Consider the following 26,480-nt stretch of genomic DNA (forward strand, 5'->3'; position numbering starts at 1 on the left):
TAATTAAACGATTCCAAGCCGGTTACTACTCTACTTGCAATCTTGAACCCCTTGTTATTTTACTTAAATTTCTAATTAGTGCCATGCACCCCCTCCTCAATAGATTGTTCCTTACTATAATAAAGTTAACTGGGCTCTCAAAGTAGTATATTCGTACAATAAAATTCTCCCGATAGGGAGAAGATCTTACAGGCAACACTTTAAACCTTCTAACTCACATAAAAGTTAGTATAACTATACCCCTCCCTGGTTTTCTTCACCTCCAGGATTGCTGGTATCGCCTGTTTCAGCTCTTGGACATGAGAGATCACACCAATCATTCGGCCGGACTGTTGCAGGTCAATCAGAGTATCAATGGCCTTGTTCAGAGACTCTTCGTCCAGTGAACCAAAACCCTCGTCGATGAACATGGTTTCTAGTGAAACGCCGCCATCATAGGCTTGAATAACATCAGCCATTCCTAGCGCCAGGCACAAGGAAGCATTAAACTTTTCTCCACCGGATAATGTCTTCACATCCCTCAGTTGACCGGTATAATTGTCATACACATCAAAACCAAGGCCACTTTGCTTGCCGCGTTTCTCCATGCGGTCGCTGCGGACAAGGTAGTATTGTCCTCCGGACATCTTCTGTAGCCGATGGTTTGCATTGTGAATAATTTTATCTAAAAACTCAATTTGCAGATAGCGTTCAAAGGAGATCTTACTACTATTTTCTCCGCGTACAACATCATATAAATCTTTCACGACTTGGTATTCGCGTTCAGCCTCTTGGAAACTACGCTCAGCCATAAGAATATTCGCCTTAAATTCCGTTCCTTTATCAAAGTTATTCTCGGCTTGGATAGAATCCGCGCGAACGATATCAATAGATTGCTCCAGATCATCTAGAAGCTTCTGCAGGATAGCAAGATTTTGACGTTCTTTACCTGCTAGCGTAGAGGTTAATTCCTCAATTTGCTTGGTTACCGATGCCAATGAGGCCTTGTGCATTTCAATTCGACTCTTCAGCTCAGCTTGAGCACCATTGCTCATCTTCGCTGCTTTATAGTTTTCTTCTGAAGCAAACCCAGCTTGTTCTAACGCTCCGAGGTAGCTATGAAGAGCCTTGCCCTTATTGGTAGTCGCTTCGCTCTTCACGTTCTCAGCATTGACTCGACTTGCAAAAGCTTTAATTTTCCGTTCATTCGCCTCATGGTATTGACTCTGCGCTTGCTTCCATGCATCCTCCATTTGCCTTTTGTTGACCTCTGCAATCTTGATATGCTGCTCTAGCTTCTCAAGACTACGTACATCTTCTGGCAAGCTGGATAACGATTGATCAAATAACGCTTTCTCAGTTACATGTTCTGTATTTTTGTTATTGAACAAATTCAGCGTATGTTCCTTTTGTTTGCGTAAATCCTCCAATTTCTTATCCAATGTATCTAATGCTTGCTTGAGTGGAGCTAACATGGCATAAGCTTCCTTCAGCCTATTCTCCTCTTCCTTTAGCGCCTTCCCCTCTATTAATAGCTCCGCATATACACTCTGAATCCCTTCTAACGGATACCCCAGTTCCAGCAACGGTTGCCGCTTCTCTCGAATCTGCTGTTCAGTAGTTGTAAGTTTCGCTTTTGCTTCGAGGTATTTTTTTTCAAATAAAGATTTCTCCTTACGCATCTGTTCAAGCTCATCTTTGGTAGGAATATCGCCGGTGACTGCCGCCTTTTGGGGATGATCAAGACTTCCGCAGACCGGACATAACTCACCGTCATGAAGATGACTTGCAAGCAATCCTGCTTGTCCTTCAATCCAGCGTTCCTCAATTGCAGAATACGCTTGATCTGCTTGATCAAACGACACTTTATCCTCTCTTTCTTCTGCCTGTTCCTTTGTAAGTTTGTCTAAGAGGTCCAGGTATTCTTTCATAATTACAGCCTGCTGTCTTAACAGATTAAGCTTCTCTGTCTTTGCTGGCAAATGGAGAACCTTATCTTCCAGTTCCTTTACTTGAGCTGCCTTAGAGGATCGTTCGTTATGCTTAATTTCCAGCTCATCATTTACACCGTTCAACTGCTTGGACAAGGTATCCACTTCTATCGCAAGTTTCGTGACACGTTGCTGCCTCTGATCAATCTCTTTTACTGCTGGTAGATATCCTTGAAGTCGATCCAGTTCACGTAAAGATTGATTGCGTATTTCTTCTTTTCCCTCTTCCTGCTTATAGAGAGCATTAGCCGAACTGAGGGCAGCTTCAGCCTGCAGGCATTCAGTAAGCGCAGCTTCGAGGAACTTGATTTTACGGCTTAGTTCATCCGTCATTTCAATATTATGCCGCTCATAGATCTCAAGATGATCCGCTTGCTCCGCGAGTGAAAGCTGCACCGTTTGCTGCTTGATAACATCCTCTTTCGCTACTAGCTGTTGCTTTAATTCAGATTTCTGGTCTAACAGATCAAATTGCCCATTCACGGCTTGAGCTTGATGGTAGACCGCCGTATGCTCTTGGAACTTGGTCATTTCGGATTGCAGCAGCAGCTTTTTTTCTTTCAGTTGCACAGTATAATATTCAATCTCTTTATCCAATGCTTCAAGCACTTGATAAGTATTGTAGTTATCCTGCTGGAAGACCCTGTACAATTCTGAGTCTTCACGTCCGCCTAAAGCACCCTTCACATTACAGATATGATATTCTAGCATCTTCGCCTGCTCCGAACAGACTTGCTGCATATCCTTACGTTGTTCATTTAAATGGTCGGTGACCTGTTTATATAATCCTGTCTTAAAGATCCGGCGCAAAATTTCTTCCTTGTTCTCTGTCTCTGAGGTGAGCAGCTTGCGGAATTCACCCTGTGGCAGCATAACGATCTGGCTAAACTGCTCCTTGGTGAGTCCAATAAGTCCGCGAATTTTCTCATCCACCTGCGACACGATAAAGCGATCGACAATAGGGATAGCCTGTCCACTGCCGATTTCATGCAGTTCATAACTTTCTCCCGTGGCACCTTTATTACCAGCCTTCACATGAGCCAACTGCCGAAATACTCGATACGTCCGGCCTTTCAGCTCAAATTCCAATTCAACTGAAGTGTGGGCCTGGTCATCGGCGAAATGGCTGCGGAGCATCTTGTTATCATTTCTGTCCTCACCGCTTGCATCTCCATAAAGAGCGAAACTGATCGCGTCAAAAATAGATGTTTTCCCGGCCCCCGTGTTCCCTGATACCACAAATAAGCGGTGCTCTTTAAGCTCAGAGAAATCAATAACCTCTGTATCCTTATACGGCCCGAACGCCGTCATTGTCAGCTTCAATGGTCTCATAACGCTCACCTTCTTTCTCCAGGATCTCCTGCAGCGTTTCGATAAACAACTTCTCTGTTTCTGGCGATAGCTCCGTTCCTCTTACATCTTTATAAAAAGCTTTGAACAGCGAAAGTCCATCCATTTTCGCTCGCCCATCAACCGCCTGTGCCTCCCCAATTAACCCTGAGATAGCCATCTTGCGTTCTACATGCATAGCATTTGGATAGACCGAGCGTACTCGTTCCATTGGCGATGAGACCAACACTTCATCCAGCAAGCGGACAAACACATAATCCTCATTGATAACATGTCGCTCTATATCTGCTATCAAGCCTTCTACGGTCCGCATGTCACGTCGTGGTGTCAGCAGTCTCCGCTCAATCGTTGTTTCCCCGTGGTTATCCAGATGGACAATTAAATATCCCTTGTTATGAAGTTCTTCCGAAATGGAATACTTCAGCGGTGAGCCAGCATATCGGACCGTTTCGTTTCCAACATGATGTGCCTGATGCAAGTGACCTAATGCGGTGTAATGGAATCCGTCAAAAAATTCGGAGCTTACATGTTCAGCCCCACCGATGGACAGCGGCCGTTCAGAGTCGCTTGTATTATCCTGCGCTTCACCGCCAGGCGTCACGAAAGCATGTCCCACAAAAATATGGCGGGCGTTTGGGTCCATCTTTCTTTTAATATTCTCCGTAATCTTCTGCATGGCATCGTTATGTGTTCTAATATCCTGATCACCAAGTAAATAACGTACTTTCCCCGGCTCAGCATAAGGAATAAGATGGAAGTGAACTTCACCATGCTCATCATTCAATATCACTGGCTCCATTGAGGTGGTAAGTTCCCCTGCAATATGGAGCCCCGAGGCTTTCATAATACTGCTACCGAAATCAAGGCGGCTTGGACTATCGTGATTACCGGCGACGGCGAGCACGGGAATTTTCAACTGCAGTATAATCTTCTGCAGCACCCTATCGAGTAATTGCACTGCTTCCGTCGGTGGGACGGCACGATCGTATAGATCGCCTGCGATAATGATAGCATCAGGCTGCTCTGCCTCAATATCCTTGATAAACTGTTCAAGAATATATTGCTGATCCTCAGTCATATAAATGCCTTGTACCAGCTTGCCCAGGTGCCAGTCTGCTGTGTGGAAGATTTTCATGGTTTCCCGTCCTTTCGGATATTCTTTCACCTAACTTAAGCGTCATAGGGTTCCTAGTTTTTATGTTACTTTATTATTAACAAAAGTTCGCTGACAGTGGGTTGTCAGCGAACTCTTGTTCTTGTGATGTGATTTCATATAAAAGTTTAATTGCCGACTACTATGTTCTCTTTTTTTAAAATCAAATCGTATAATGCAATCCATCCCCTATAAATATGTCCCTCTCGTCTCCGCAGCTATAGAAGGATTTGTCCAATGGTTCCTTTGAGTGTACAAGTTGTTCTTCATTTGCAGTTCAGCTTGCTTTATCACCAATTCTGTAGCATCCTTGATTTCATCGGGCGGGTATTTATATTCCTTCAATAAACGTTTGATGAGGGATCTCATATTGGCTCTGGCATCGTTACGTTTTTCCCAATCGGGAGTTTTGTTATCATTAATCAATTGAATTAATCTCTTTGCCATTTCTCGTAGTATGTCTGATTTATAATGCGCTTTAATTAGCTCTGGTTTCGCCAAAGCATCATAGAACGCTTGCTCCTCAGGTGACAATTGCAAATCTATACCTTCATTAGTTGCCGATTCAATTTCCTTCGCGATATCGATCATCTCGGTAATTAACACATTGATATCTTCAATATGGTTATACCGTTCTACGATAACTTTTAGCTTGTCGGAGAAATATCCCGAACGAACAATATTCGTTTGCTCGAACCATTTGATCTTATCATCAAGTAGTTTTTTCAGGATGTTAGCTGCAACATTTTTACGTTTCATCGCCATGATCTTTTGCAAATTTTCAACGGATAACAGGCTCTTTTCTTGCTTTGCAGAAATGGAAACCACCTCGTCACCATCTCTAATAATGGCTTGTTCGATCATCTCAGATATTTTCCGTTTGAATGCTTCCACATCAGGCATGCCATCCCGTTCTACCTTAACAATAAACGATTTGATCGCTACAAAGAAGCTCACTCGGACGCGCACTTCAAAATCCAGCGCAGTCGCACAAATGGTATACGCGCTTTGCAACCTAACTACATGCTTCATAAAAACATCTTTGGCGCGTTCCTTCAATACATGCTCAACACCATCTTGAATGAGCTCGAAGCGTTCTTTTGGCGTAGCTTCCATATACCTGCTAAATTCAAAGCCGTGGAACATTCCTTCCAAAATCTCTATTTCGGTCATTAGTATTTCCTTGGCTTTTTCGATATCAGGCACACTGTTCTTATCCCGATTGGTATAGGTATTCAAGGCTTCTTTTAAATATTTGCTCAGCCCGATATAATCAACGATGAGTCCGGACTCTTTCTCTTTATATACGCGGTTGACTCTAGCGATCGCTTGCATCAAATTGTGTTCTTTCATAATTTTATCTATGTACATCGTATCAAGGCAGGGAACATCGAAGCCGGTTAACCACATATCGACCACAATGACTATTTTAAGGTCGCTGTCCTCTTTTTTGAAAAGGTTAGCAAGTGTTTGACGGTATTGTTTAGTTCCTATAACATCGCGCATTTCTTGTTCATCTTTATTACTGTCCGTCATAACCAAACGAACGTGATCGGCTAATTCCGGTGCTTTCTCTTGAATAAGTTGATACATCCGAAAAGCAATTTTGCGCGAATAAGCGACAATCATCGCTTTACCTTTGAGCATATCTTTACGAATTGCATAATGCTTCAGAATATCATCCACGACCAGATTCAACCGATCTTCATCACCAATGACCGCTTCCATTGTCACGAGGTCTTTTTTCAATTGTTCAATCTTTTCGAGAGAAAGGCCTTGTTCTTGAATCTTCGCGACTTCATGATCAATTTTGTCGAGTATTCCTTCATCGAGATGCACTTTGGCTAAACGATTCTCATAGTGTAAGTCCACTGTTGCTCCGTCCAACTTGGCTTGCGTCATATCGTAAACATCAATCAGTTCACCAAACACCCCGATGGTTGATTTATCATTCGAGTCAATGGGGGTACCCGTAAACCCAATGAATGTAGCGTTCGGTAACGCATCTCTTAAGTATTTGGCATAGCCATAGACCAACTCGGCTTCCAGCGTCTTCTTGTCAATTCTGATATCAGGGTCGACTCCGTATTGGGAGCGATGGGCTTCATCTGCAATAACAATAACATCGTGACGATTAGAGAGCATCCCTGTTTGTTCAGTGAATTTCTGAATTGTCGTAAAGATGATCCCGCCCACAGAGCGCTTATCTAACAACGTATTAAGATCCTCCCGTGATTCGGCACGAACTGGGGATTGGCGAAGGTATTCCGTTGCACTGCTGAAGGTCCCGTGAATTTGCTCATCTAAATCATTGCGATCTGTTACCACAACTAACGTCGGATTGTTCAACTTCTGAATTAAACCCGCAGATAAAAATACCATCGAAAAAGACTTGCCAGAACCCTGAGTATGCCAAACTACACCACCGCGTTTATCTCCATCCACAGCATGAACGACACTATGGATAGCCTTCTTCATACCATAATATTGGTGGTAAGCAGAAATAATCTTGGACTTTCCACCTGCAAAAAAAGTGAAGTTCTTCACCACGTCCAATAGCCGCTCTTTGTGCAATAAACCTTTGATTAGTGTACCGATCTGCGCAATGTGAGGTGCATCTATAATAGGGGAATCCATATCAACTTTTTTCCACTGCATAAAGTAGTCATAGGCTGAGGTGATCGAGCCAAAACGGGCATTTACCCCGTCACTAATGATACTAAAGGCATTATAGTGAAACAGAGGTTTGATCATATCTTGGTACGTCTTGATCTGTAAATAACCATCATGAATCGTCGCTTGCTCACGAACTGATGATTTCAATTCCATGACTACGAGCGGTAAGCCATTAATGAATAAAACGATATCCGGGCGCTTCTCAGCTTTATAAATGACTGTAAATTGATTGATTGCTTTGAATGAATTGTTATAGGGCTGTTCAAAGTCCATCACTTTGACAATTCGCGCAGGAATGTCCTCACCATAAACCTCAATTCTGACGCCCTCAATGAGATAGCGATGGAAAAGTTGATTGGCGGCGATAAGGCTAGCATCGTCAATATAGAGAATCTGACGTAATGCTACCTCTATGATTTCAGTTGATAGAGTTGGATTGAGAGCATAAAGTGCCTCTCTCAGATCGTCTTCTAACACAACCTTTGCATAATCACGCGCAAGGTCGTAGCCGTTCAATATGGTGTAGTTCAGTTCGTCCTGCAAAAGTTCAAGTACTACTGCTTCCAGGCTATCTTCTGTAAACATAGGTTCACCGCCAATTTATAATTCGACTTGGGATACGTCGATTTCTCCGGACATGAGTTTGGGGAGTAGGGTGTCGCGGAGGTTAGATAAACATGCATTTGAGGAGATATTAGTGCTACACTTCAAACTTAAAGTACTGATTAATAACTCATATTTTTCAAGTACATTATGAGGTGGGGTAATAATGTTAACATTTTTCAATCCTTGTATAGTAATTGCCTTTTGTGTAGAACCTATGGTTATATTATCAATCTGATTTTCCCCATCACCATAAAGTAACCAGTTATAAATAAATTGACTATAATATTTCTCTTTGAAATTTCGAAACCAAGTAAGATTTCCATCTTTAAAGTAAAACTTTTCAATACTGACCAAATAAGGCACCCCCAATGTCCCTACAGAAGTGAGTAATATGTCACCCTGACTCGGAGAACCATGTTTCTTGTCTATCTCATTAAACTTCTCTTCTGAAATGAATAACTCAGTAGATATTGTATTTCCTTTAAACTTTTCAATTATCTCCTTTGACCTATAAAAAGGGATTCCTTCAACCTTATAATCTGACATGAAAATTCGCTTACTTGATGTGATCTCACACAATTCCTCGAGTTTACCATACTTCCAAAATATCGGAATATCTTTCCCAAAGTCTTCACACCATTCCATCTCACCACCACTAGACTTATAGGGTTCACCGTTCTCATTTGGAAACTCAAAATCAACAAACCATTGCTTAAAAATCGCTTGTGCCATTTGCTCAAGCACTTTGTTCATGCGATTGTTGAGTTCGATCTTGTCGTCTAGAGAAGCGAGAATTTTTTCGATGCCTATTTGTTCTTGTAACGGCGGCAAAAAAATTAGAACTCTCTTAAAGTCTTTTAAAACCATTCTTGGTATTGCTGATCCCGATCCATAATTACTTTTTATATAATTTTTAGTAGTTTTATTATTTAAAAAATAATACAAAAACCGTGGTAGTATTTTCTCCATATCTGGACGAAGTATAGCTATTGAGGAAAGAAGAACTATGTCTTCAGTTTGCTTAAAAAGAAGAACATCCTCTAAATATCTTGCGCCATCTTTTCCAATTAAAACATCCCCATATTGAGGTTTACATCCATTTTTAACCAATATACGAAAATCAGATTCTGAAATCATTCTACAATTTTCAAGGTTAAACTCATATTTATCCATATCTTTCACAGATGCCATATAATAACCTTTTTCAACACTCGGAGGGCTGGTATGAGATCCATCAGTTATTAAAGTACATACATCACCTAACTGAACCTCTTTCCAACCATTAACTCTAAAACTCATACCCAATCCCCCCCAGACTCTTCTTGATCTTCTCGTCCAGTACAGAAGACTCCGACATTAAATCTGAAAGTTCGGATACAAGCTTCTCCATCTTTTCCTCAAATGGTTCATCATCTACGATTTCTTTCACACCCACATAACGTCCTGGCGTTAACATATAATCATGCTTCTGAATTTCCTCAAGACTAGCTGACTTACAGAAACCGACCTCATCCTCATATCCATCATTCTTAAGCCACTTATGGTAGGTATCCGAAATCAATGAGATGTCTTCATCTGTTAACTCCCGTAATTTGCGACTTACCATAACACCCATGTCACGAGCATCGATGAATAACACTTCACCTTTGCGTTTCTTCCCACGTCTCAGGAACCATAAGCACACAGGAATTCCTGTTGTGTAGAATAATTTATCTGGCATTGCTACAATACAATCGACTACGTCTTCATCAATGAATTTAGTGCGAATTGTTCCTTCCCCCGCCGTTTGCGAAGACAACGAACCATTTGCCAACACAATTCCAGCAACTCCTTTGGAAGGTTTAAGTTTATTCAGCATATGAGAGAGCCAGGCATAGTTGGCATTGTTCTTAGCAGGGATTCCCCATTTCCAACGCGAATCATCTAACAGGCTTTCTTGACCCCAATCGCTAATATTAAATGGTGGATTGGCAAGTACATAGTCAAATTTTTCATCTCGGAATTGATCTGAATGGAATGTATCTTCGTGCGTTTTCCCTAGGTTGGATTCAATCCCTCTAATGGCAAGGTTCATTGTTGCTAGTCTTCTTGTCTCTGCATTTAATTCCTGTCCATACACTGAAAGCTTGAACGTACTGCCACCATGCGCTTTAACGAATTTCTGAGCCTGTACGAACATTCCTCCAGAACCGCAACATGGATCATATATCGTGCCCTCGAAGGGTTCGATCATATCTACCAATAGTTTAACTACGCTACTCGGAGTATAGTACTCACCGCCACCCGCTCCCAAGATAAAGGCGAATTTACCGAGAAAATATTCATAAACTCGACCAAGCGCGTCCTCTTCAATCAATAGCGTATTAGAGTTTTCGAAGACCATAATGACTTCGCCAATTCTACGTTGGTCAATATCTGCACCGGAATAAATTTTAGGCAACACGCCGGCGAGATTTTTATTTTCTTTTTCAATCGCAATAAAAGCCTCATCAATGATTTGACCGATGTTTGGCTTAGTCGCATGCTTAATGATGGATTTCCAACGTGCTTCTTCAGGGACATAAAATACATTAAAGCGTTCGTATTCGTCACGATCATCCTCGAAGCCATCCCCCTCTGCAATCAGTTCGTTATATCTTTGCTCGAATCGATCCGATATGTATTTAAGAAATACGATACCGAGTACGATGTTCTTATATTTGGAAGCATCAATACTGCCTCTTAGTTTATCTGCTGCTGCCCATAGTTTGTCTTCGATACTCGTTACTAACTTTTCATTTGCCATTGTATGAAATTCTCCTGTCTAGGTGTTTAGTAGTACTATAGTCTTATTCCACTTACTAACTTGAAATTCCTTTATTCGACAAATGATTCTCATCCTTTTTAAATATTTACGATGTCAATCAACCGATTATGAATGCTCTGCCAGCTTTTGTTAAGATCAACCGTATAAACATTCAAAGGATGTCCTTTTATCACATAAGATAGATTTAATTCCTTGTCGACTTTGGGGTAAAGAAGAGTTCCAATGACAGGCTTTTTATTTGCAAGATTCGTCTGGCGATAGTTATTCAGATAAGCAAACATTTGATACAAATTGCCGCTAATCAGTTTCTCAGAGTCATACCTTTGGATATAAGCGGAATGATAAAACTTCGTATCCATAATGATTTTGTAAGAGTCACACTCCAGAGAAATATCCGTTTCCATTCGAGGAAGTAACGACAAGTCCTCTCCCTCTGCATCCCAATAAATCACTTCTCTAGTAACCTTAAATTCAGTGCATTCCGCTCGGTAGAAATTACGTACAAAGCTTTCAAAAAGAGCAGCCATTTCTTGATGATTACGCTGGAAATCCATGAATTTTAGATCAGATTCTTCCTCATTCATAAGTAAGCAGTCATAGAACAGCTTGCAAATATCCAAGACAAATCCATAATACTTATTACTCCTATGCAATCGAACTTCGGTAAAGATACGAGCATTTAATGAGATCAGAGATATCTCCCCAAAATAAGAGTAAATCCGGCTTACTTGTTCACGCAGCCCCGGATCCAAATCTTTAACATGAAGAAGATTGAATAATGTGGTCTTAATAATCCGGTTATGCAGAATATCATGATTCAATTCTGCATATTGGATCACCATCTTGCTTCTATGGAAAGATAGCTTACGAATTGAGTCTTGAAAATTGATTTTACCTTTTAATGAAGCCGATTCTTCAGTTAACTCCGTGTACTCTCTATAAAAACCTCTCTTAATCAAGGACTGCAGCTGTTCCAGAAGCACTCGTGTTAGCAGATGATATATATCTCTATCCTGTTCCTGGCCTACAGGTACACATTCCTTTTCTTGAAGCCGATTCCATGCATAACACAACATGTAATAAACATTCTTGACAGGAATTTTAGTATATTCCATGAAGCATCTCTCTCACTTTATCTTCGCAATCGAACCAATATTCGTTGAGCAATGGTTCAACTTCCAGCTTCATAATTCTTCGGAACCATTTTTCCTCGTCTTGTACATCTGTTAATGGGCAAAAATAGCTGTGTCCGATTTCATAACCTTTACCCAAATTCAGCATATCTTTGACGATTGCCTGATTAATATCAGTAAGAGTAGTTATGATCTTATCGATGCAGCCTTGACTAACTCCCTTGCCCATTAGATTTTCTCTAAACTGTTGGCTATGAAAGGCAGGCTCTACAGAGATAAAGGCAAATCTTCTGCGAAGCGCATAATCTACCAATGCTAGGGAACGGTCTGCCGTATTCATCGTACCTATCATATATAGATTCTTAGGAATATAGAACAACTCGTCCCCTTCACTGTAAGCAAGCTTGACTGCGTAAGATTTGCCGCGTTTATCCGTCTCAATGAGCATCATGAGTTCCCCGAATATTTTGGACAAATTACCCCTGTTGATTTCATCAATGATCATATAATAATTATGTTCAGGGTCCAGAATCGCCTTTTGGCAGAATTCATAGAAGATCCCATCCTTCAGAGCAAAACCTCCACCTGAAACTGGCTTATAACCTCTTATGAAATCTTCATAAGCATATGACTGATGAAATTGAACCATGATTACCCGGCCATCATCCTTTACTCCGTTATGCAGATAAGCAAAGCGCTTCGCAACAAAGGTTTTACCGACACCTGGCGGCCCTTGCAGTATGATATTATTTTTATAATCCAAGGTTTCTATAATCTCCTCAACCTTTTCTGGTGTCATAAATACTTCTTCAAATAAATGTTCTAGCGTGTATAGTGTAAGCTTTTGCTCTGTCCGATTTTCTTCTACATCTGCACCGTTCTCATCAATTGTTTCTTCTTCCAACCCTGTCAATTGTAGAAGCTCTTGAACAAAATCTGTATAACTCGTAATATTCGTTAGTGTTTTCAAAGGCGTTTTATTAGCTATCTGCCAATCTCCTACCTTCAACCAATCCGCTTTTCGAATGGAGTGATATATTGCTCTAGTGAAATCATATTGGTAATCCGAGGATATTGAACCCACGGCAATGATGCTCTTGCTTCCTTTCTTAATGAAAACAACGTCGCCCTCTCTCATCTCGTTCGCAAACTCGTAATTAGCCAAAGCATCATTATTAGGGTTGTGTGTGAGTTGGAAAATCTCCTTTAGTGATTCATTAATTTCTCTCTTGCTTGCATATTGTTTTAGATCACCTAACTCTTCCCAGCCAATCGCAACCAATCCATTCTTATAGAAATCATCCCAATGTATCGCATCTTCACCGGCAGCAAGCAACCAATATTGAATACTGGAAGTATCACCATCATCCTCAGCTTTGCCGAATTGTTCGAATAAAAAGCTTAAGAACTGGTCAATCTCCAGATAAAGGGGCAATTCCGTCTTTCTACCCACGATATCAAAATAATGATTCAACACTTCATGTTCCAAGAGGCTTTGTTGGAATTTCATAAACTTAACGCCGTAGGAATCCCCTCTTGCATATTTAGGATTAAGTAGCAGCACATTTTCAACGGCGACCTTATCTCTTTGATTGTAAAAGCAATACTGATCCGGAAAGACATTACCAATCAGCTCGCTAACCACACTGTGACCAAATCCGAACAATTTGTAATCATCGCTCGAAATAAACCCATCGATTCGATCTTCAATTTCTCCTTCCCCATACAAAAGGAAAAGAAAACTATTGCGATACTTTTCAATAGGCTCATTTATATTTCCCAGAGCTCTCTTTCTGGCAAGGTTCATTCGAAAAGCGTTAATATGATTACCAAGCTCCTGTATCTTTTCCCACTCTAAAGTTTCAAGGTTCTCTCTATTCTTGAACGATTGGAAAAAGAGGTGGTTCTCATGTAAAAAACCACACTTATCAAACCATTCGTCAGCGCTCTCTTTAAACAGATATAAATATCTATCTAACAATGGCAGACTAGCTCGTTCGCCAACCTGTTCAGGCGCATTCCAGTACTTACGCAGATTGCTATATTCGGAATCAGACAATCTGTAGTTCGTCAGCTGGCTGATTCGAAATATCTGCAAATTCATCGTTTCCGGGATTTGCTTGAGTTCATGTCTCATCAACATTCCTTCTTCGGTGTTCAGCCTTACCTCCTGAACTTCAAGTTGGACCTGATAATTCCCCAAATTATCTTCATCTACAACAGCCGGCGTATTCATTACGGTACAATGTGCGATCACACCACCGCTATTCTTAGTACCACCGTCTGATCGCCATATAAATACCTTGTCATCCTGTTGAATGTCATTTATGTAATGCTTTTGTCTTACATCCCAGTTAACAAATTTATTCTGCTGTAAATATGTATCTACATCAAACGCGTTGGGATTACCCTGAAAAATCCAATAAGTCATCGAAGAGCCTCCTAGTATAAGTTTCTAATTGAATGATTTCAAATCCCTTTCATGATCTTAACATCTATAAACAAATCAACCATATATGGTTGCAAAACATGCTCATGATCCAACCCCAACATCTTCTTTGTTTGTCCAATAGCAACCTGCCATTCTTTAACCGAAGATGGTCCGTTTACACTGTGATCTCCTATAAAATATACATTAATTAAAAAGGCCTTAATCCCGTTTAACTCACGAAGATAATACAAATGTGCTACTCGGTTTGCATACTGATAATAGGTTTTCGTCCAATCAAACTGTGCACCTATCCCTAAATCCTCTTTCACCTCGTCTAGGGTTTGCTTAATTAACGCCAAAGATTGTTCTCCCGCCTTCGACCCTGGAGACTTCAACTCCTTTAAATTTGCCTTTGCCTCCACTAGAATAACTTCTTCGGCTTCAGTTACACCGAGAGCATCCCACTGTGGTCCCCTGGAAGGCCAAAAGTTGTGCAGAGGTACAGTAATTTTATCTGCAACACCAACTTTTTCTAGAAACCCCACATCTCTATATTCCGCCATTGAATTACTACGTTTTGGCGATACCCATTGAAGTTTTCCCTTTAAGGATAGTTGCATAGTCACTAATTCAACGGAGTCTGTCTCATAATCATTCACCCAAGCTTGAATTGCTCGGAGACTCCCTCGACCGTTTTCAGGTTGGAGATAGCCTTTACGTACATTCATATTGATGAACACCTCACTATAGGTTTCTTTTGAATGATGCTATTTTCTATACACGTACATAATCATTCCGATGTAAAAAATAAAGCCCCGATTCCTTAACGGTAACCCCGAAAGCTCGTTGTAATTCATCTGTGTATGTTGCAACTTGTTGACGGTAAAAGTCTATAAAGGCCTTATACCAATTATGTATCCTTCTCCTTACTCTACTGTTTAATTCGGTTATCCCAAACCAGTTCCTTCCTTTAATTCTTCTACCCTCATTATAACGAGTAAGTGTGAATAGAGTATGTCAGCGAACGTTTGTTTGTTTAGGTTAATTGGTTTAATAATAAAAAGACCTAGTTAAGGTCTCTTAGTTGTCAGTCTATTTATACATTTGTGTCCATTCGTTCAATTGTTCCTTCAAGGATTCCCTCACAAACTTAGGTTCCAATATTTCTGCTGTGGACCATATTGCAGGATCCATCTAATGAACTCCTTCTCGTTATTTACGGTTACTTCAAAAATCATACTTCCATCTTTCTGATCCGTCATTCGGGGTCGGACAAACAGTTCCTCTTCTTTTATGTATCGAGCCACTGACGCATTAAATCGCACTTTAAATGCAATACTTTGATCTCCCTGTTCAATGGACCAGGTATTTTTCAAATATTTCTTAATATTAAATTCTCCCTTATCGAAAGACATAGATGTAAGTTCAATCTTCAGAAACCGGCTGATCCTGAACGTTCGAATTTCTTGTTTTAAGTGACAAAACCCGATAAGGTAAAAGCGCTGATCTCTTGGAATACGATAGTATGGATCAATCTTGCGATCAGTTGTCTGGTTACGAGATTGGGTATGATAGACGGCATCAATTGTCTTATGTTCTAATATAGCTTTGATAATAGGCTGTAAAAAGTTAGAACTTTCTTTACGATACGCAGGCGTTCCCATCTGAATAATATTACTTGAGTGTTGCGAAAAATATGCTGTCGAGTCAACAGAGATAAAGTTATGGAATTAGAAGTTTTGTCGAGTGCAGGAATAAAAGAAGGACATCAAGCCTTCGGCATCATTTTGTGTGCCGGACGAAAGAATGTTACCCAAATCCAGCAAGCGGCCAAGGGCAATCGTCACCTGAGCAACACCACAAATTTTCTGAATCACTCCCCTTGGTGTGTCAATCGTATGCAGCGCCGACGTATGGACAGGGTCATGAATCAGATTCGGGCCAAGCAGGCGAAAAGCGGGGATCAGAAGTTTGTATTTCTCATCGTGGATGACACGTGCTGCAAAAAAAGACAAGTCGACGAAGAAGATGGAGGCACTAAGCTTCCAGTATTCCCATGAAGCCGGTAAGTCCGTCTGGTGCCATTGCTTGGTTACGGCTCAGGTGGTCGCAAGTGGCTGTTCCTACGCTTGGGATTACCGTCCCTACTATCAAGAGGCGTATTGCCAGGCCAAGCGACTGCCCTTTAAAAGCAAGAACGACCTGGCCCTTGAAATCATCGAAGCCTTTTCAGCCCAAGAAGATGAGCGTGTCTATGTCCTCATGGACAGCTGGTACGCGAGCAGAAAAGTCATTAACGCATGTAACCGCAAGGGATTCCATGTCATTGCCGCAGTGAAAACCAATCGCATCATTCGTCCGGCAGGGGTATCTCTGCCGGACGAATGATTTTGCTGAGCAGTACATCCAAAAGTCTGACCTTCACTCCGTTACGGTGGAGGGCCAGGGGAGGTACTGGGTCTATCCTTACGAAGGACCGGTCAGCGATATCGAAAACGTCAAGCTCTTGCTGTCCTGGAAGGATGCCTACACCGCTTCGAGCAAACCACAGGTTTGTCTCTTGTGTACGGATTTGTCTTTGGATCTCGTTACGATCCAGAGATATTACGCCGTACGCTGGAACATCGAGACAGGATATAGTTACTTCAAAGAACTGCTGGGCTTCGATCAATACCAACTGCTTTCCTTTACGGGCATTCAACGTTTTTGGGCGATCCAATTCCTGACACAAAACATCCTGGAGTCTCAGCGGCAGGAATGGATGAAGAAGCAAGCCGAGTTGACACTTGGTGATGTGGTACGCCGCATTCGAGAAAAGCACTTTGGGCAGATCATCGTCTATGTGTACCAGCAGGCCCTTGAGAAAAAGCCTCTTTTCGACATTCTCAAGCATCTCAAGCTGTCTGCCTGAAACGTCGATTGGCCGAGATACTACAGGTCTGCCCTTTTAGCCCCAATCAAGTGAAATTCGCAAGACTCAAGTAAGGATAACAATTGATATCACACTTATTGTTATCAGAAGATAATAAAGTATTAGTCTTAATGTCTTTATTCCATTCGGCTATTGGAATTGTCATACCGTCAGACTCATAAAATAAGTTTTAGACTGACCCTAGAAATTGAAACAGCGACAGCAAAGGACGAGAAAATAAAGTCCTAGACTGTCGCTGTTTCATTGAACTAACGTTTCCCGTTAACTCCACTGTGATTCAAAAAAACTTAATTTGCCGAGATGCACACAGGAAAGAGCTCAGTCGGCTGCACAGGACTTGTTCAATGAATCGCTGGGTTTGCTTTCAAAACCTTCGGTTCTTGTCCCTCTCTGCCAAGATTTCCTCCTTGGAGACGTACCGGAAGTCAGAGACGGAAATCCGGGGTTTCACTTTTTCGTAGTCCAGGAAAACGTAATTGATTCCTTCTTGGAACCGGACACTGGGGTACCGGATAGCATCGAAGCCTGCTGATCGGGCCACGTCCGCAACGAACCGAGTGAAAACATAATGAGGTTTATGCCACCCCTCCCCTTCGGCCGGAGAACTGAGCAAGGAAGACCACTGGATGGCTTGAATAATGCTGTTCTCCTCCAACTGTTCATCCATCAAATCGAAAACCTTCACTGATTCAGGAACTTCGATTCTCCCGACCATAATTCCCTCGTTTGGCATCCGAATTTCATAGAAGCACGTCACGATATCTTCTGCCAAATAGTACACTTGGTTGCCAGCATGGTTGTATCTTCCCTCAACAATGATCTCCCTATTGGGTGCCATAAAATCAATGCCAGAAAAACTATGCTTCGGAGAGCACTTTCGAGCTCGGAACATTGGAGTAGGTAGGCTTGTTAATGGGACATGTTTAGAGATCCGGTGAATTTCATCGAACACAGTCTGGGCGAACGGATGACTCAATAATAAAAAGGGGGTCTGCTCGGCAAGAGCAGCAATTTCCTTTGCATCAGTTTCAAAACGAGCGGGCACATCGAATTTTAGCTCATAAGGACTGAAGAACTCGGTAATGTGTCCCCCACAATGTGGGCATGACATCTGTTGAAAGAGGGAATTGAATTCCTCTTCAGTGAAGGCATCTCGTAATCGAGTCCCATGATAAAAGGATCCCAATGAAATAGTATTTCGTTGAAAGTCCAGATCCCGGTTATAGATCCCGGGCCATGTTCGAATAAATTTCTCCGCACAACCCTCGCAATAAAAGGTATCCGCATTAAACCACGATTCCAGTTCGATATCAAATAGCATGGACATCTCTTCGAACCGATCATTCAGATCCTCATTCATCTTCTGTGATTTCATAGGGCAGAGTCACCTTTCTCATCTTCATGTTGGTCATTTTACCATCGTAGCGGCCTTCCAAGCTCGGTTAAGCTAAATCATTATTATAGTTATATTTATCTATTCAACTATCCTAGCCGTCCCTCTTTCCACAGCCATCATTCGCCACCTGGTAAGTTATTAAGCGTATGTAATGTGAGAACAGCTATTTAACAATTGAAACAATGCGGTCAGTGATTTCATCGGGGGATAGGCCTATTGTATGCACTGTGTACTCCGCAACCAAGGGATTACTTTCAAAAATAACGCGATGTTCATCACTGTAAAACCTGACCATATCTTCATTTAATAATCTACTTCTAGCATTAACATTTCTCAAAATGAGATCACCCTCAGTAAAGTCAGCTGAAGGAAGCAATAGGACAACATTCGGGATCTGCTGAACTAATTCGTGAAATTCATTAAAATGTTTTTCTTCTTTATAGGCACAATTTTGGGATCCAAAATCTAAGATACAATCTTCGTTTTGATGTACCTGCAATACATTTTGTACTATGTAGAGATTTCCTTCTTCGGAATATCTATTTATTCCGGCTTCATCAAGTTGCGGACCGTATTGCAGCGCACGGAGACTATCCAGCGAAACATACTCAATATTAAAATATTTTGCTAATAATTTGCTCACCGTGGTTTTTCCCACACCAGATGGACCAATCAATGAGATCTGTATCATATTAATCCCCCTTTTATTCCTGTATATTTTACCATAAGTGTTATTGATGCAGGCTGCATTTTCCTTATGTTTCTGCATCCATAGGCAAAAGACACCTGCCTTGTTGGAGGCGAAGATGCCATTGTACTTCTCGAGTCTATTGATGTACTATCGTTCTCCGTTAATTGAAGAAGACGTAGAATACTGCTTCTTTCATATGAAATGGTAGAAGAATACACACAAATCCATTAGAAAATTCGGAGGAAACGTATGCCTTTCGATTATCCAAATATCCAACGTTATGAAGTAGATTATGATGATCTTCATCTTTATTTAAAGCAAAATTTCAAGCTTAACTTCGATTACTTTGAAGAATGGTTAAATGGGTGGATTAGAGTATTAAAAAATGCTGAAATTGATACTCAAAAACAAATAGATAAGTTATTAGAAAACGGGATATATGGATTTGAAGTATTTCAACAAAATCTAACATTTTGGAAATATCACATTTAAATTAAATTTTATTATTTACGGTGTTGACGACTTGATCAAAAGAAAGAATCCAATACCGTTAAAGTACAAAAACGAAGATTTTGTCAAAAAAATTAAATGGACGCAAACAATGGATTCCTCTTCCAAACAATTAACCACGCCGATTTATTTAGTGTGGTATCCAATGGAAAATTACAACTATCTTGTCATTGATGGAAATCATCGTTTATCACAACTATTAGAAACAGGACAAAAAGAAATCCAAGGTATTTTAATTAATCCGATGGATGTTATAGACGAAGAAATATTACTGTTTACAGTTGAAAAAGCAATGTATGCTTTCCTAGTTGAAGCAAACTTCATGAAAAAAGGAACTAGAAAAGGCCAATATACACACAAACAATTATTTGATTCTTCGGGTATTAATAATGCTTTTATGATATTAAATAAATAACCAGGATATATGCGAATATTCAATATAGTTGTACCGATACAATGAACAGATACAAATGAGCCCTATACGATAATGCCGCGCTATAACATTAAGTACTACGGTTAACATGTCGGCAGCAGGAACGAGAGAACAGTGAACTTTATTTCAGCGATTTTTTTGCCAATCGGACATTCTCATGCATAACTTTAATAGTCAAATAATCCCCCCCTACAAAACCGTTAATTCAGCTATGCTGCCAGTGAGCTTAATCACTTCACCATCCATTCTGAACTTATGGTAATAATGAAATATCTATTCATGACTTTCTCCATTCGTTTTGATAACATTTGGATAATAATTTCTTTTAGTATTTCGTTTCTTTAGTTATTCAAGTCTTTATGCAAGGTTTGAGGAAAAAGTTCCACTACACTTCCCATCATGAGTTATTTCCCTCTACTATAAACGCATAGAGCACCCTAGCCGCTGAACGCTGGGTGCTCTATTTAAATTATTATTGGATATAAACTTATAATAATCGTAAAGACGTCGAAGCGCTACCGTTCTGGAACAGTTAGGAGGCGTGGAAGCAAGAAACGGAGTTCCGATGTTTCAAAACGCATTAATTTTTTTAACATATTCATCGATAAGTAACAACTTCTCTTCCGGCAAACCCATTATTAGCTTAACCAATTTCCTCCTGTCATAGAGCTCACTTTGAGGGCAGAGGTTTCCGAGTTTACTCCCGTATCTATTCGATTAGCAATTTCATCGATCTTCTGAATCTTCTCGGCGAATTCTTCGGCATTTGGTTCCATTCCACAATTCTTGTAAACGGGATGATAGTATTTTTCAAACAACTGTGTGGCCTTGGGTTCATCCAAACCCTTGATTTGTTGCAACTGTTTTATTACCGCCTTCATATATATTTCACTCATCGTACGTTGAGATTCACTCTGGGTCATATACGTTCCACTCCTCATATAAGAATCGAAATGAGCAATAAAATGAATTCCTTGGCTTGTCTAATATAGGGTTCTTATTAGAATTTTTCAATTATATCTTTACCTTCCTCAATACCTAACATACCTTAAACCTCACTAAGTATTATCTGCTGGAATAGTTTTATTGACGATATAGTCATTCCTCAGACTCTTAAAAAGTCAGGAATTATTTACCGCTTGTTTTGAATGTTAATACTGCTGTACTGTTAAAATAATCAACCACCACAAGAAATTTCATCCATATAGGATGAGATAGTTTGTGGTGGTTTTTTTTAATTGAACATTTTTAAGAAGCAATTAAGCTGATTAACGTTCAACCGTTATTTAAGGATATGGGGTGTTAGTGTGAATCCATGAATTGATTGAGTCTTTGTAAAATAATATTCTTCTGCGTACTCTTACAAAGGGAATTTGATTTTCACGTACCATGGTATAGATACAGTCTGTTGAAACACCAAGATAATCAGACAACTCCGATACAGAAAATACAGCTTTCATTTGTGGTTCAGCTTGTTGTAAGGTTGAATTTCCGTCACTGCAATCAGCACTTGTGTTAGATTGAAACTTTTCTTTTCCGACACTGACTAGCAGCTGTTCTTCCATTTGTACTAATGTTTTTAATAAATGAATTCTTAACAAGTCATATTCTCTCATAACGTTCACCCTTATTCTTATTCTTGAAGAGATCTTCAATATAGATCTGTAATTTAAAGGTTAATTTCTATCTAAGTTCTATGAATGTTTATTTCCAAATCACAAACTACATATTTAAAGAGAAGTGTGGTGAGAACCCTTGACCTTTCGAATGACCCTGAATACATTAATCTCCCACTCTGGGTTGTTTAGTCGATCACTCACATATATGAGTAACCCAGCATGTGATTCTCTCCATGGTTATGATAGATGTGGTGAATGCTGATGAATATAAGAGATGAATTTTGGGATCAACCAATACGTAAAGCACAGGAATTGTTGAATACAACAGATAATAAAAGTAGAGCCGAATGTCGCAGCTATATACTTGATGCGAACTATCGTTTACTTTTCCGTATTCAAATTTATAAATCACTCTGGGAGCAGTTAATTCTGTATCCGGATATCTTCTTTCGAAGACAGCTCTATGCAAAATCGTTTGCTTTAAGCCAACAAATGATTAAGGAAGGACTAGGAGTTTCAACGGGATCTGCTCACAACCTATTAAACGCAACTCAGGAGCCACCTCTCAGCGTCATTCATTCCTATGCAGCCATGTGCAACGTTCCTTGGCAAACGATCGTAGAGGAAAACCCTGATCAGAAGTATTTTTCTATTCCAACAGAATATTGGTTTAACGGAGCTTCCGTTGAAAAACGAATCGATGAACTTAATGAAGAGCGAAATCAGGTCCATAGCATACGTGGTTACTGGATCAGTAATCCCATTTTACTTTTTGAGGGGGAGAATAACCCCATTACAGCAAGATGGGTAAGAAGCTATCCAGAAATAGAGTATCTCGAATTCCATTTAAATTACGAAACCTCACTCTATCCTCAAAAAAGAACAACCATTAAGAAAATGTTTCCGTTCGCAACGCATCTGGTGACCACCTACACACCTCTGCAGCCAATGCATAAACGTTCTTTTTGGATTCTAGGACCAAAACCAAAAAAGCAAACTGCATTTGCAGAATTATTGAAAGTTATCGAGAAGCGCGAATTCACCTCTGTATTGCCCCTTTAGAAAAAGGCATACATCGCCTCCATTATGTTGGCTTTTCTCACGTTGATGAGTGATTAACTACAAATCATCAACGTGGTTAGGCTAGTGCTAACAAACCTAATGGAGGCTACGCTTATGAAGAAACAATCTTCTGATACATCCCCTCATTTAGAAAATCAAAACAACCTCGAAACCCAAGAATCTTTTCGGCAGAATTTTTCTTTTGCCGAAAAGATTCTTGACGTTCAGGGTATGTTTCCCACGATCAGTGACGATCATGATATTAGAAAAGTCACGCGTGAGAAGGTGGAACATATGCTGTATGCCAAACAACTGATACCGGAAATTCAACCTATTGAAGACAAGACCTATCTAGGGGCAAAAGGTATTAATCAATGGATCTGGGAGAACAAAATACACGCTGAAATATCCCAAAGCTTATTACGAGAGTATTTAAGTCGTAGTATGCGCAATGCACCCCATGTCTTTTTCAGGAAATTCCAACTTACTCGCAACCTGGTGCTTCACACTGCAGAACTTTTTGAGATCGCACCTTCTCAGATTGAAGATGGACACTTGCTTGATCCCAAGACCCTTCATCAGGGGTTCGAACACCTAGCGAAGGATGCGTACACATCAACCCTATTCCAATTTTTAATGCGAAGATCCATTCAAAGCGGAAGGTTAGAAAAGATCTTCCCGTTCTTTAAAACATCAGACAAGCAGACAAATATGCATCCGAGAATCCTGGGCTTCCAAATGCATATGGAGGAAAAAGGATTTTCTCGTAAACATATTCGAAACACCTCTACCCACGTCACCCAGCTCTTTGTTTGGCTTTGTGCAAACGTCCAGACATTTAAGCAAGCTACTCCTGACACAATCTCCGTTTTTCAAATTCAAAATGAACATTTGCTGATGTACCGCACCTACAAACTTAAGCTCGTAAGGGATGGAGAGTGCAGTCAAATCTCATTTACACATAGTATATATGCCATTCGCTCATTCTATCGTTTTTTACATGAAAGATTTGGCTTTGAGTCTCCTTTACAGCGCTTCCGTTCCATTAAAGCACCCCGATACAGCCCTCGTGAGCTTCCAACGGATCAGCAAATCGAAGCCTTTTTTCAGGTCGTGGAGCAGTACGCAAGAAATCCTGTCCGTGAACAGATTGGGTATCGATTGATGTTCCATCTGGGGCTCCGATTATCTGAAGTGGCTCATATCAAATGGAGTGATATTAATTTAGGAATACGAACGATTGTTATCCATAGCAAAGGTAAAAAGAGTCACGTTTTACCACTAGCCGAAAAACTTTGTTCCCTCTTACAAGAGCTTCAATCTCAGCCTAGAACAACCTACCTCTTGGGACAAAGAATCTCTACGATTAAACACGATGTATATGAATATTTTATTCTCTATGCCATGATCACCGGTTGGCCGTTTCCAGGCGGCGTTCATATCTTCCGTCATATGTTTATTACTCGCCTTGCCTATAAAGGCATCCTCCCGCAAGCGATAAAAGAATTAGCCCGTGTACGAATGCTGGATACTGTAGGGTTATATATTCATATGACGCACCGAGACCAGCGCATGATCAGTCAAATTGATTTGCTTAAATATGAGTAAGGAGGAGGTACGTTATGCCTATATTTGATGATACGATAGCCAATGATATTGCTTTTGAAGAAAACCTCCTCCAACTGGCGGATCAATACGGACCGGAAACGTTTCAACGCATGTTGCAGCGCCTCTCTCCTCAAAACAATGCTGAAGCGATAAAAATGAAGGAATCGGTTCTACTGGATGATGCAGTTCTTCATTATTACGAGAGTGATGCGTTTCAGAGCTTAGCACAAACCTCACAACAAGCATATCGCTGTGAAATGAATTTGTTCATACGGTATTGCGAACGCCTAAAAGGAGCAAACCCAAACATCAAGGAAATTTCATCTACTGCCTTTTTAAACGAATACTTAGCCCCCGTTCAAAGCCTTAATACACGCAACAAAAAAAATGCATTTTTGAAAAGTTTTCTAGGAGAGGTTTTTGCTCATTTCTTCAACCAAGATATCCGGAAACTCAAACGAACCCTCTCTGTAAAAATAGATCAAAACCGTGAGCCACGTGCGTTTACCAAAGAACAGCTGGATGAACTTCTGTGCCTTGTTAGACTTGGGCGCGAGGCTCACCGAAATTTCACCATTTTATGGACCTTTCTAGGATCGGGTATTCGGCTGAGCGAATTGTTACATCTACAGATTGGTGATATTGTTTCTTCCCGGCAAGAGATCCTTGTACGCGGAAAAGGGAAAAAGGGATATAAGCAACCTAGCAAAATAACCAAATCCTCCCTTGAAATACTGAGCAAATATGTGAGCTTTCGTTATCACGGTGTGAAAGACGCTCACGATTATCTAGAACGATATATTTTTTCGGATGATAGAGGAAAATCTCCTCTACACGAAAGCACTATTCAGAAGATGTTTGCCGCCTTGATTGATCAAGCAACAACTATACCCGAATCCGACAAAAAACCATATAAGCTTTCCGTGCACTCTTTACGGCATTCCTTTGCTCTCTATCTGCTTGAATCCGGTGTAAATCTATACACGATTAAGGAGCTCATGAGGCATTCGTGGCTAAGTTCAACGGAGGTTTATCTAAAGTTATTTGATGGCATGCTGGTCAAAGCAATCGACCAGCATCCACTCGCTCAGCTTAAAGCAAGCGATCTCTTTTGAATCAGGAGGTAAACCTTATGGCTTTTTTACTTCAGTCCGCCTACTTCCAATTCTGGAGCAATCAATGCACATTAAGAAATTCAACCAAACAAAAATATATAAGTGTACTCAAGAAATTCGAAGCTTTCTTACTTCACAATGGTTTTGAAGGCGAACTTGATTTTGATCGATTTCATGCCAGTCGCGAGCACCCCGGCAGATTTCTCCCGATTCAGCGACAGGTCTTTGATCGTTTTTTTATGGACTTAAAACAACATGAGCGTATGTCGAATATGAATTTGGCAGCGACCATTACCGTGTTAAGATGTTTCTTTGAATTCCTGTATGAAGCGGATCTGATTCAACATAACCCACTACTCGGATATCCTAGGCCAAAATTCGAGTCCCCCATTCAAAACACAGCCTTGTCAAAAGCAGAGTGTCTCGCCCTTCTTCAAGCTGCACTTCATAGAAGCCCATTCTACCGGCAAGAGTTTGTGTTTCTCTGGTTCATGCTGATCACGGGTCTTCGACTTTCAGAGGTCCGCTTTCTAAGGCGGAAACGGGTACACTTGGATACACGGATCGTCCATGTTTTTGATGCACAAAAAACCGAAAAACGACCTGTCGCCCTCCCTAAAGATCTCACGTCAGAACTTGAACGGTACATCCAACATCCTGAATATCTTAAGTATGCTAATCAGGGGGATGAGTACCTATTCCATCAGCAAGGAGAAATCATGACCGTTGATAAGATTAAACAGATACTATCTGAATTAGCTCAAGATGCAGGCCTTGGCAGACATATTCGGCCACATGATCTTAGACGAACAGCAGGATATTTGATGCAGACAGGTGGTATGAACATCATCGATATTCAGCATCAGCTGCGACATAAAAATGTAGGAACAACGTTGCGATATGTACCACCTTTGAATGATTTGACTAAGATTCTTGAGGATACCTAAGGTGATACCAATCAATATTAATCTATTAAGGTAAGGTCTCAC

Annotated in this window: 22 protein-coding genes; 9 read left to right on the plus strand and 13 right to left on the minus strand. The window is 40.6% G+C overall.

Annotated features, from left to right (window positions below; genetic code table 11):
- Positions 1–209 precede the first annotated feature (209 nt).
- The 9 genes from NYE33_RS00395 to NYE33_RS00435 all read right to left on the minus strand — a co-directional run bounded on the left by NYE33_RS00395 (position 210) and on the right by NYE33_RS00435 (position 15,789).
- A complete protein-coding gene (locus tag NYE33_RS00395) occupies positions 210–3,302 on the minus strand; it encodes an SMC family ATPase (protein ID WP_341064358.1) in 3,093 nt (1,030 codons plus the stop codon).
- Entirely contained in the window at positions 3,259–4,455 is a 1,197-nt protein-coding gene (locus NYE33_RS00400) for an exonuclease SbcCD subunit D (protein WP_341064359.1), read from the minus strand. Before NYE33_RS00400 ends, NYE33_RS00395 begins: the two co-directional genes overlap by 44 nt.
- A 207-nt stretch (positions 4,456–4,662) precedes the next feature.
- On the minus strand, positions 4,663–7,734 hold the full coding sequence (locus tag NYE33_RS00405) for a type I restriction endonuclease subunit R (RefSeq protein ID WP_341064361.1): 3,072 nt from the start codon (positions 7,732–7,734) through the stop codon (positions 4,663–4,665).
- A gap of 15 nt (positions 7,735–7,749) precedes the next feature.
- Entirely contained in the window at positions 7,750–9,054 is a 1,305-nt protein-coding gene (locus NYE33_RS00410; protein WP_341064362.1) for a restriction endonuclease subunit S, read from the minus strand.
- Positions 9,044–10,540: a type I restriction-modification system subunit M gene (locus NYE33_RS00415; RefSeq protein ID WP_341064364.1), complete on the minus strand. Its 1,497-nt coding sequence runs from the start codon at positions 10,538–10,540 to the stop codon at positions 9,044–9,046. The genes NYE33_RS00410 and NYE33_RS00415 overlap by 11 nt, the downstream gene beginning before the upstream one ends.
- A gap of 98 nt (positions 10,541–10,638) precedes the next feature.
- Positions 10,639–11,676 carry a 5-methylcytosine restriction system specificity protein McrC gene (locus NYE33_RS00420; RefSeq protein ID WP_341064365.1) on the minus strand — a complete coding sequence of 346 codons (1,038 nt, stop codon included), beginning with the start codon at positions 11,674–11,676 and terminating at the stop codon, positions 10,639–10,641.
- On the minus strand, positions 11,663–14,125 hold the full coding sequence (locus NYE33_RS00425) for an AAA family ATPase (RefSeq protein ID WP_341064366.1): 2,463 nt from the start codon (positions 14,123–14,125) through the stop codon (positions 11,663–11,665). The genes NYE33_RS00420 and NYE33_RS00425 overlap by 14 nt, the downstream gene beginning before the upstream one ends.
- Positions 14,126–14,163: 38 nt before the next feature.
- Entirely contained in the window at positions 14,164–14,853 is a 690-nt protein-coding gene (locus NYE33_RS00430; protein WP_341064369.1) for a hypothetical protein, read from the minus strand.
- A 414-nt stretch (positions 14,854–15,267) separates the two neighbouring features.
- On the minus strand, positions 15,268–15,789 hold the full coding sequence (locus NYE33_RS00435; RefSeq protein WP_341064372.1) for a WYL domain-containing protein: 522 nt from the start codon (positions 15,787–15,789) through the stop codon (positions 15,268–15,270).
- A 60-nt stretch (positions 15,790–15,849) separates the two neighbouring features.
- Here NYE33_RS00435 and NYE33_RS36410 point away from each other — a divergent pair, with 60 nt between their 5' ends.
- Genes NYE33_RS36410 through NYE33_RS00450 form a run of 3 tightly spaced genes read left to right on the plus strand, consistent with a single transcriptional unit; the run spans position 15,850 to position 17,036 of the window.
- Positions 15,850–16,185, plus strand: a complete 336-nt coding sequence (locus tag NYE33_RS36410; RefSeq protein WP_445669770.1) for a transposase — start codon at positions 15,850–15,852, stop codon at positions 16,183–16,185.
- Positions 16,115–16,513, plus strand: coding sequence for a transposase (locus NYE33_RS00445; RefSeq protein ID WP_341064374.1), 399 nt, complete (start codon positions 16,115–16,117; stop codon positions 16,511–16,513). Before NYE33_RS36410 ends, NYE33_RS00445 begins: the two co-directional genes overlap by 71 nt.
- Before the next feature lie 46 nt (positions 16,514–16,559).
- Complete coding sequence (locus tag NYE33_RS00450; protein WP_341064377.1) at positions 16,560–17,036, plus strand: hypothetical protein; 477 nt, start codon at positions 16,560–16,562, stop codon at positions 17,034–17,036.
- A gap of 385 nt (positions 17,037–17,421) precedes the next feature.
- Here NYE33_RS00450 and NYE33_RS00455 read toward each other — a convergent pair whose 3' ends face one another.
- Both NYE33_RS00455 and NYE33_RS00460 read right to left on the minus strand, forming a co-directional pair.
- A complete protein-coding gene (locus NYE33_RS00455; RefSeq protein WP_341064380.1) occupies positions 17,422–18,432 on the minus strand; it encodes an RES family NAD+ phosphorylase in 1,011 nt (336 codons plus the stop codon).
- A 184-nt stretch (positions 18,433–18,616) separates the two neighbouring features.
- Entirely contained in the window at positions 18,617–19,144 is a 528-nt protein-coding gene (locus NYE33_RS00460; protein WP_341064382.1) for an AAA family ATPase, read from the minus strand.
- A gap of 249 nt (positions 19,145–19,393) precedes the next feature.
- On the opposite strand from NYE33_RS00460, the gene NYE33_RS00465 reads away from it, so the two are divergent.
- Both NYE33_RS00465 and NYE33_RS00470 read left to right on the plus strand, forming a co-directional pair.
- The gene (locus NYE33_RS00465; RefSeq protein WP_341064383.1) at positions 19,394–19,636 is read left to right on the plus strand and encodes a hypothetical protein; all 243 of its coding nucleotides are present in this window, start codon (positions 19,394–19,396) and stop codon (positions 19,634–19,636) included.
- 31 nt (positions 19,637–19,667) lie between these two features.
- Entirely contained in the window at positions 19,668–20,069 is a 402-nt protein-coding gene (locus NYE33_RS00470) for a hypothetical protein (protein ID WP_341064384.1), read from the plus strand.
- A 656-nt stretch (positions 20,070–20,725) separates the two neighbouring features.
- Here NYE33_RS00470 and NYE33_RS00475 read toward each other — a convergent pair.
- Together NYE33_RS00475 and NYE33_RS00480 are read right to left on the minus strand one after the other, a co-directional pair.
- Positions 20,726–21,010 (minus strand): hypothetical protein, encoded by a 285-nt coding sequence (locus NYE33_RS00475; RefSeq protein WP_341064386.1) that lies wholly within the window; start codon positions 21,008–21,010, stop codon positions 20,726–20,728.
- 363 nt (positions 21,011–21,373) lie between these two features.
- Positions 21,374–21,703 carry a helix-turn-helix domain-containing protein gene (locus NYE33_RS00480; protein WP_341064387.1) on the minus strand — a complete coding sequence of 110 codons (330 nt, stop codon included), beginning with the start codon at positions 21,701–21,703 and terminating at the stop codon, positions 21,374–21,376.
- A 264-nt stretch (positions 21,704–21,967) separates the two neighbouring features.
- Between NYE33_RS00480 and NYE33_RS00485 the strand changes: the two genes are divergently transcribed.
- The 4 genes from NYE33_RS00485 (at position 21,968) to NYE33_RS00500 (ending at position 26,438) form a co-directional block, all read left to right on the plus strand.
- Entirely contained in the window at positions 21,968–22,768 is an 801-nt protein-coding gene (locus NYE33_RS00485) for a hypothetical protein (protein ID WP_341064390.1), read from the plus strand.
- 114 nt (positions 22,769–22,882) lie between these two features.
- Complete coding sequence (locus NYE33_RS00490) at positions 22,883–24,376, plus strand: tyrosine-type recombinase/integrase (RefSeq protein ID WP_341064391.1); 1,494 nt, start codon at positions 22,883–22,885, stop codon at positions 24,374–24,376.
- A 14-nt stretch (positions 24,377–24,390) separates the two neighbouring features.
- The gene (locus tag NYE33_RS00495; RefSeq protein WP_341064392.1) at positions 24,391–25,491 is read left to right on the plus strand and encodes a tyrosine-type recombinase/integrase; all 1,101 of its coding nucleotides are present in this window, start codon (positions 24,391–24,393) and stop codon (positions 25,489–25,491) included.
- 17 nt (positions 25,492–25,508) lie between these two features.
- Positions 25,509–26,438 (plus strand): tyrosine-type recombinase/integrase, encoded by a 930-nt coding sequence (locus NYE33_RS00500; protein ID WP_341064394.1) that lies wholly within the window; start codon positions 25,509–25,511, stop codon positions 26,436–26,438.
- The last annotated feature ends 42 nt before the right edge of the window (positions 26,439–26,480 follow it).

The sequence above is a fragment of the Paenibacillus sp. FSL R10-2199 genome (genome assembly GCF_038000235.1).
In the GTDB taxonomy this organism is placed as follows: Bacteria; Bacillota; Bacilli; order Paenibacillales; family Paenibacillaceae; genus Paenibacillus_AQ; species Paenibacillus_AQ phytohabitans.

What these genes read in the sequence shown, in the direction of transcription:
- NYE33_RS00435 (WP_341064372.1), bottom strand. Translation starts at nt 15,789, where the DNA reads ATGGGAACGCCTGCGTATCGTAAAGAAAGTTCTAACTTTTTACAGCCT.
- NYE33_RS00410 (WP_341064362.1), bottom strand. Translation starts at nt 9,054, where the DNA reads ATGAGTTTTAGAGTTAATGGTTGGAAAGAGGTTCAGTTAGGTGATGTA.
- NYE33_RS00405 (WP_341064361.1), bottom strand. Translation starts at nt 7,734, where the DNA reads ATGTTTACAGAAGATAGCCTGGAAGCAGTAGTACTTGAACTTTTGCAG.
- NYE33_RS00500 (WP_341064394.1), top strand. Translation starts at nt 25,509, where the DNA reads ATGGCTTTTTTACTTCAGTCCGCCTACTTCCAATTCTGGAGCAATCAA.
- NYE33_RS00400 (WP_341064359.1), bottom strand. Translation starts at nt 4,455, where the DNA reads ATGAAAATCTTCCACACAGCAGACTGGCACCTGGGCAAGCTGGTACAA.
- NYE33_RS00475 (WP_341064386.1), bottom strand. Translation starts at nt 21,010, where the DNA reads ATGACCCAGAGTGAATCTCAACGTACGATGAGTGAAATATATATGAAG.
- NYE33_RS36410 (WP_445669770.1), top strand. Translation starts at nt 15,850, where the DNA reads ATGGAATTAGAAGTTTTGTCGAGTGCAGGAATAAAAGAAGGACATCAA.
- NYE33_RS00415 (WP_341064364.1), bottom strand. Translation starts at nt 10,540, where the DNA reads ATGGCAAATGAAAAGTTAGTAACGAGTATCGAAGACAAACTATGGGCA.
- NYE33_RS00430 (WP_341064369.1), bottom strand. Translation starts at nt 14,853, where the DNA reads ATGAATGTACGTAAAGGCTATCTCCAACCTGAAAACGGTCGAGGGAGT.
- NYE33_RS00460 (WP_341064382.1), bottom strand. Translation starts at nt 19,144, where the DNA reads ATGATACAGATCTCATTGATTGGTCCATCTGGTGTGGGAAAAACCACG.
- NYE33_RS00425 (WP_341064366.1), bottom strand. Translation starts at nt 14,125, where the DNA reads ATGACTTATTGGATTTTTCAGGGTAATCCCAACGCGTTTGATGTAGAT.
- NYE33_RS00495 (WP_341064392.1), top strand. Translation starts at nt 24,391, where the DNA reads ATGCCTATATTTGATGATACGATAGCCAATGATATTGCTTTTGAAGAA.
- NYE33_RS00465 (WP_341064383.1), top strand. Translation starts at nt 19,394, where the DNA reads ATGCCTTTCGATTATCCAAATATCCAACGTTATGAAGTAGATTATGAT.
- NYE33_RS00485 (WP_341064390.1), top strand. Translation starts at nt 21,968, where the DNA reads ATGAATATAAGAGATGAATTTTGGGATCAACCAATACGTAAAGCACAG.
- NYE33_RS00455 (WP_341064380.1), bottom strand. Translation starts at nt 18,432, where the DNA reads ATGAAATCACAGAAGATGAATGAGGATCTGAATGATCGGTTCGAAGAG.
- NYE33_RS00490 (WP_341064391.1), top strand. Translation starts at nt 22,883, where the DNA reads ATGAAGAAACAATCTTCTGATACATCCCCTCATTTAGAAAATCAAAAC.
- NYE33_RS00420 (WP_341064365.1), bottom strand. Translation starts at nt 11,676, where the DNA reads ATGGAATATACTAAAATTCCTGTCAAGAATGTTTATTACATGTTGTGT.
- NYE33_RS00395 (WP_341064358.1), bottom strand. Translation starts at nt 3,302, where the DNA reads ATGAGACCATTGAAGCTGACAATGACGGCGTTCGGGCCGTATAAGGAT.
- NYE33_RS00445 (WP_341064374.1), top strand. Translation starts at nt 16,115, where the DNA reads ATGACACGTGCTGCAAAAAAAGACAAGTCGACGAAGAAGATGGAGGCA.
- NYE33_RS00480 (WP_341064387.1), bottom strand. Translation starts at nt 21,703, where the DNA reads ATGAGAGAATATGACTTGTTAAGAATTCATTTATTAAAAACATTAGTA.